General features: G+C 63.8%; 4 protein-coding genes. 2 read left to right on the top strand and 2 right to left on the bottom strand.

Annotated features, from left to right (window positions below; genetic code table 11):
* Positions 1-143: 143 nt before the first annotated feature.
* Entirely contained in the window at positions 144-1,091 is a 948-nt protein-coding gene (locus tag ACIQ67_RS09135; RefSeq protein ID WP_397534055.1) for a TraB/GumN family protein, read from the bottom strand.
* Between the two features lie 152 nt (positions 1,092-1,243).
* On the opposite strand from ACIQ67_RS09135, the gene gshA reads away from it, so the two are divergent.
* Positions 1,244-2,539, top strand: a complete 1,296-nt coding sequence (gene gshA / locus ACIQ67_RS09130) for a glutamate--cysteine ligase (protein ID WP_397534054.1) — start codon at positions 1,244-1,246, stop codon at positions 2,537-2,539.
* Here gshA and ACIQ67_RS09125 read toward each other — a convergent pair.
* The gene (locus ACIQ67_RS09125; protein ID WP_397534053.1) at positions 2,530-3,492 is read right to left on the bottom strand and encodes a LysR family transcriptional regulator; all 963 of its coding nucleotides are present in this window, start codon (positions 3,490-3,492) and stop codon (positions 2,530-2,532) included. The genes gshA and ACIQ67_RS09125 overlap by 10 nt on opposite strands.
* Here ACIQ67_RS09125 and ACIQ67_RS09120 point away from each other — a divergent pair.
* Positions 3,415-6,339: a TonB-dependent receptor domain-containing protein gene (locus tag ACIQ67_RS09120; protein WP_397534052.1), complete on the top strand. Its 2,925-nt coding sequence runs from the start codon at positions 3,415-3,417 to the stop codon at positions 6,337-6,339. The two genes, ACIQ67_RS09125 and ACIQ67_RS09120, sit on opposite strands and share 78 nt — an antisense overlap.
* Positions 6,340-6,350: the final 11 nt, after the last annotated feature.

Genomic DNA, 6,350 nt, shown 5'->3' with positions numbered 1-6,350 from the left:
GCGTCGCCGCGTGCGCTTGCTCGATTGCCCCAGTCCAAGACTCGTCTGCTTCATGGTCTCAATCATCTCAGCCGCTCAGGTCGTCCGGTAGCTGATTTCCCCGGGGTTTATGCAGACCATCCCTAGCGCCAGGCCAGCGACGATCAGCGTTGCCACAACACGCGTTCAACACTGAAGCCCCGGGCTGCCAGCAACACCGGTAGAGCTTGCGGGCCTGTCATGTGCAATGCGCCGACAGCCGCGAACACTTGCTTGCCGCTGTCATGCAGCCGCGCGATGCCGTCCACCATGCCTGGATTGCGGTCCTCGTTGAGCCGGCGCAGCCAGACGCGGTCCTGCGGGTTTGCAATGCAGTCGCACCACTGTTCATAATTCTCGAGCTCGGCGAGGTCGCCGCGTTCCCAAGCCGTGATCAGACGCCGCAGCACGGGCCGCACCCGGCCCTCGTCGAGCTGCTCCAGCAGCTCTTGCGTCATGGAAAGCATGCGGGAGTCCTCCATGTCCAGCAGCAGATCTAGCTGCTGCCGAGGCGTCTCCAGCGCGACGATCGGGCGACGCAGCAAGCGCGCCTGGTGGCTGAGCAGCTGCTCCAGTGCAAAGGCGCTGTCCAGCCCGTCCCAGCGGGCTTCCAGCAGCGTCAGCGTCATTGCCTGGATCAAGGGCTGCAGCCCGCTCAGTGCTTGCGGCGGCAGGCAGGCGGCTCGCGTTCTTGCCTGCAGTCGCTCGCGCAGCGCAGCAGGCAGCGCCAAGTTGGTCCGCGCGGCCGTTAGCTGGCGCAGGGTCTCCTGCGTTGCCGGATCGCCGGCATCGAGCTCCAGGGCCAGCACGTCGCTGGCCTGCAACGCTGCACTGACCTTCGGGCCTGGCTGCGTCCACAGGGGCCGGCCGAGATGCACGGTGCCGTAAAGATAAGAATCGCGGCCGCCTTTGCTGACTCGCCAGAGCATGCCGCGGTCAATGCCCGGCGTCGTGCCGGACAGGCTGGCAGCCTCGGCCCCGGTGATCGGCGGCGGGCAGGTTTGCGCCAGCGCGCGGCCGCTGTAGCCGGTATGCAGCGCGAGTGTCAGGAGCAGCAGGGCAATCAGGCGCATCGGCTTCCATCCAGCAGTCTGCGGCGCACTCTAGCAGCGCCTGGGCCTTGTGCTTCCAGCCGGCGTCCCCATCTGCACTGCTCCTAGAATCGGCAGCATCCCCGTCGCCACTCCCTTTGCAGCGCTGCGGCGCTGTCTTCGCAGGCAAGCCCATGGTCCCACACCTCATCACCGCCCTGACCGGCCCGATCAACGAGCTGGAGCAGCGCATCCTGGAGTCGATGCCGGCGATCGAGCGCTGGTTTCGCCTGGAGTGGATGGAACACACGCCGCCCTTCTACAGCTCGGTGGATTTGCGCAACGCCGGCTTCAAGCTGGCGCCGGTGGATACCAATCTTTTTCCAGGCGGCTTCAACAACCTGACCAAGGAAATGCTGCCTCTGGCGGTGCAGGCGGCGATGGCTGCGATCGAGAAGATCTGCCCCGAGGCCAAGAATCTGCTGCTGATCCCGGAGAACCACACCCGCAACAGCTTCTACCTCAGCAATGTGGCGACGCTGATCCGCATCTTCACCCAGGCCGGTCTGAACGTGCGCCTGGGCTCGCTGGATCCCACGGTGGATCAGCCGACCGAGCTGCGCCTGGCCGACGGCAGCTCGCTGACGGTGGAGCCGCTGGTCCGCAGCCGCGGGCGCCTCGGCCTGAAGGATTTCGATCCCTGCACCATCCTGCTGAACAACGACCTTTCCGCAGGCGTGCCTGAGGCGCTGCAAGGCTTGCACGAGCAGTACCTGCTGCCGCCCTTGCATGCTGGCTGGGCCGTGCGACGCAAGACCCGGCACTTCAAGTCCTACGAGGACGTGGCCAAGCGATTCGCCAAGCTGCTGGGCATGGACCCCTGGCTGATCAACCCGATGTTCTCGCCCTGCTCGGGCCTGGACTTCAGTGAAGGCCAGGGCCTTGAGGCGCTGCAGACCCAGGTCGACGCGATGCTGGGCAAGGTGCGCCGCAAGTACAAGGAATACGGCATCAACGAGAAGCCCTTTGTGATCGTTAAGCCCGACGCCGGCACCTATGGAATGGGCATCATGACGGTGCGCGACGCCAAGGAACTGGCCGAGCTGGGCCGGCGCACGCGCAACAAGATGAGTGTGATCAAGGACGGCCAGAGCGTCAGCGAGGTGATCGTGCAGGAGGGCGTAGCCACCAACGAGCGCGTCAACGAGGCCGTGGCCGAGCCGGTGGTCTACATGATGGACCGCTACGTGGTCGGCGGGTTCTACCGCGTGCATGCCGAGCGAGGCATCGACGAGAACCTCAACGCGCCGGGCGCGAGCTTCGTCCCGCTGGCCTTTGCCGAGTCTTCGCATCTGCCACGGCCGGGCGAGCGCCCCGGGGCCAGCGCGCCGAACCGCTTCTACATGTACGGCGTGATCGCACGCCTGGCGATGCTTGCGGCCAGCTACGAGCTCGAGGCGACCGACCCGGACGCCGAGAACTACGCCTGAGCGGCAGCACTGGCCGCCTGAAGCGCACTCTTGAAGTGCTGCACTGGCGGGGAGCTCACATCGCGCAGTTGCCAGATGCACAGGTTGCCAAGACCGAGGTCCACGTACAGGGGCAGGATTCTGACGATGCCTTCGCGCGCAGCACTTTGAGCGAGGTGCTGCGGCATGATGGTGACGAGCGGTAGGCGCTTGAGCATGCCCATGGTCAGCATCAGGTCGTCGGTCTGCAGCACATCGGTAGGAAGCGGCAGGCCCAGTTCCCGCCAGAAGGCATCGCGGCGAGCGCGTGAGCTTGTGCCTGGAAGCGGCCAGATCCAGGGCTGGTCATTGAGCGTCTCCCAGCTGAGCTTGCGGTGCGTCGCCAGTGGGTGCTTGGCGCTGATGGCTACCACCTCGTGGGTCGGCAACAGCAACTCGTAGTCCAAGTCGGGCGGCGTTCCGTGTGCCTGGCGAGCGATCACCAGGTCAAGTCGGCCGGCGCGAAGGTCCTCAAACATCGCTGTCAGCGCATGGGTGCGCACACTGATGGCCAGCAGCGGATGCTCCGCCTTCATGCGAGCCAGCGCGTCGCTCAGAAGATCGGTCAACGCTGCGTTGGTTGCGCCGATCAGCAGCTCACCACTGGTGCCACGCACCAGCGAGGCCACTTCCTCACCGCCGCGCCGCAGCATGGCATCCATGCGTTCACCCAACTCAACCAGGCGTTGTGCGACAGGCGTGAGGCGAATGTTGCGTCCGCGCCGCGCGATCAGGGTTTGTCCGATGGAGCGTTCGATCTCTCCGAGCGCCTTGCTGATGGCGGGCTGGGTGACATGCAGCAGATCGGCCGCGCCACTGAGGGAGCCAGCGTCGGCCAGGGCCTTCAGCACGCGCAGATGGCGCAGGCTCATGCGGCGCATCACGAAGGCCTCGGCCTGCTCCGGACTGACGCCCAAACCCTGTTCGATAACCATCGGAAAAGATCGGTAAAGAAATCGTCATGGATTGTCGGTGTGTGCCGGGCATCTTTGCGGGCTTATCGCCAGTCTTCGCTACGTTCTCACACCGGGGAAACCATGAATCGAGCACATCCTTGTCACCGCAACCTGATGGCGCTTGCTGCCGCGGCGCTGTGTGCCTCTCTCGCAGCTCAGGCGCAGACCGCTGACAGGAGCACCTTGGACCGAGTCGAAGTCACTGGCTCGATCATCAAGCGGCTGAATGCCGAAACGCCCTCGCCGGTGCAGGTCATCTCTCGCAAGGAGATCGAGGAGTCAGGCGTCACGACTGTCGATGAGTTCCTGCGGCGCAATCCAGCTGTTGGGGCGGGTTCTCTCAATGACTCGGTGAGCAACTCTTTCAACAGCGGCACGTCGTCCATCGGCTTGCGGGGGCTGGGCTCCGCGGCAACGCTGACCCTCCTGAATGGTCGACGGCTCGGCGCCGCGCCGGTTGCCGACCCCAATACAGGCCGCTCCACCATTTACAACCTCAATGCCATACCGATGGCTGCCGTTGATCGGATCGAAATCCTCAAGGATGGCGCGTCGGCCACGTATGGGTCTGACGCGATTGCTGGTGTCGTCAACATCATTCTTCGCAAGGACTTCCAGGGTCTGGCCATCGATGCGGGGACCGCGTTCAACGACGATGGCCAGCATCGGGTTGATCGCGCGTCACTGGCTTTCGGCTTCGGCGAATCGATTGCCAAAGGGCTCAACCTGGTGGCGACACTGGATGTGAACGCGCGCAAGCCCGTGCGTACAGCGGACATTCGTGACGACGTTCAGGCCGATCTGTACACGCGCTACATCGGCAACTTTGTTCCGTCGTCAAGCAGCGTGCCTACCGGCAACTACTACACCTTGTCTGGCACCGGTTCAGGCACCTTCCGCCAAGCAGGGGCGGGCTGCCCCGACGCCAACATCATTGGCAAGGGGCTCCCGCAAACGGTACCGCTGTGGACTTCAGCCAGCCTGTGGCGCGCTGGCGAATGCCGCTTTGACACCGAGAATGATCCGAACTCGCAGCGGGTGGGGGCGCAAGACCGGCTCGGGGGGCTGTTGCGTGCCAGCTATTTGGTCAGTGACACAACGCAGGTGTTCAGCGAGCTGATGCTTTCGTCGACGAAGAGTGTCTACGGCCGCGGCAGCCCGACACGGACTGAGTCCCGCTCGGTTTGGGCCAACGCTGACGCCAAGCTTCAGGTCTTTGACGGGCTCCGTCTGCCGGTTGGCCACCCAGACAATCCTTTCACCACGCCGATTGGGCTGCGCTACCGCTTCGCAGACATCACCGGGCAGGACATCTCCGAGTCCCGCAATGTTCGATTCCTGGCAGGTGTCAGCACCACGCTGGGTGCGTGGGATGTTGAGGCGGCGCTTCTCCACCACCACCAGACCCTGGACCAGCGCGTCACCAACCAGCTCACGCTGCAGGGCATGAAAAACGCCATCGCGACGCGGAGCTACCGATTCAATGGCCAGACGAACTCGCCGCAGGCCATCGACGATCTGGTCGATGATGTGCTGACGTCGGGAGTGAGCCGCTACACCTCGGTGGATGTGCGCGCCACGCGCGAGCTGTTCAAGCTGCCGGGTGGTATGGCTGCCTTGGGAACCGGGGCCGAGTTCCGCAAGGAATCGATGTCGGTGCGGCCGGATGGCACGTTGGCGAGTGGCGGCTTTATCGGTCGTGGTTCGGCCTCTGCTGCGGGCAGTCGTACGTCGGGGGCTGCATACGTCGAGCTTCAGATGCCGCTGCTGAAGATGCTGGAGACGCAACTGGCATTTCGCGCCGAGAACTATCAGGACTTTGGCTCGGCAAGCACCGGGAAGTTGGGCGCCAAGTACCAGTTCAGTCCGATCGCAGCACTGCGCAGCACCTATGCCACGGCGTTTCGCGCGCCGGCGCTTTCACAGATCAACGCAGGCAACGTAGCATCGTTCAGCAATAGCGGGAACCCCGAGGATTCCGTGCGTTGCCCGGTGACCAAGCTGACGACGGACTGCTCATCATCGCGCAGCATCCCGGCGGCGATTCTTGCGAACAAGGGACTGCGCCCGGAGACCTCCAAGAGCTTGACGCTTGGCTTGCTGTTCGAGCCCAGCAGCTACGTCAATCTGGCGATCGATGGTTTTTACTACGACCGGCGCAATGAGGTGAATCGTCCCAGCGTCGCCGATGTGCTGCGTACTCCGGACCGATTCCCCGGGGGCATCGTCCGCAATCCCGATCCGAGCACATGGCTGCCTGGGGTGCCCAACTCGGGTCCGATCGACTATGTCATCCGCCAGTTCCGCAACCTGAACCGCACCATCGTGGCCGGCTTCGACATTGATGCACGCGTTCGGCTGCCTCTGCCGGACGCCATGGGCAGGCTGGAGTTCGGTTTGCAGACGACGACGCTGACACGCAGAGATTCGGCATCGCTGCCCGGGGACCCGCTGAGCAGCGACCGGGGTGACGAAGACACGCCTACCAATCGTGGCAGCCTGTCGGCCAAGTGGAATCTGGGCGATTGGCGCCTGAGCGGCAAGCTCAACCATGTGGACCCGATGCGCAACATCGGCTTGTCCGCCAGCACCTGCAAGACGTACACCGATGGCGGCAATCCTGAGCTGTGCAGCATTGCTCGCTGGAACACGATTGATCTGGGTGTGGACTACAAGGGCATCAAGAACTTGAGCTTGAACCTGAACATCGACAACGTGCTGGACCGCAAAGCCAACTATGACGCTTTGGAGACCGGCAATATGAACAATCAGTTCCACAGCGGGCGTGGGCGGTACTTCAGCGTTTCGGCGCAGTACAAGTACTGAGCCGGCCTCTT

The organism is Roseateles sp. (assembly GCF_044373315.1).
In the GTDB taxonomy this organism is placed as follows: domain Bacteria; phylum Pseudomonadota; class Gammaproteobacteria; order Burkholderiales; family Burkholderiaceae_C; genus JACDQM01.
The sequence above is the reverse complement of the archived record's forward strand: the minus strand, read 5'-3'. Positions and strand labels throughout refer to the sequence as shown.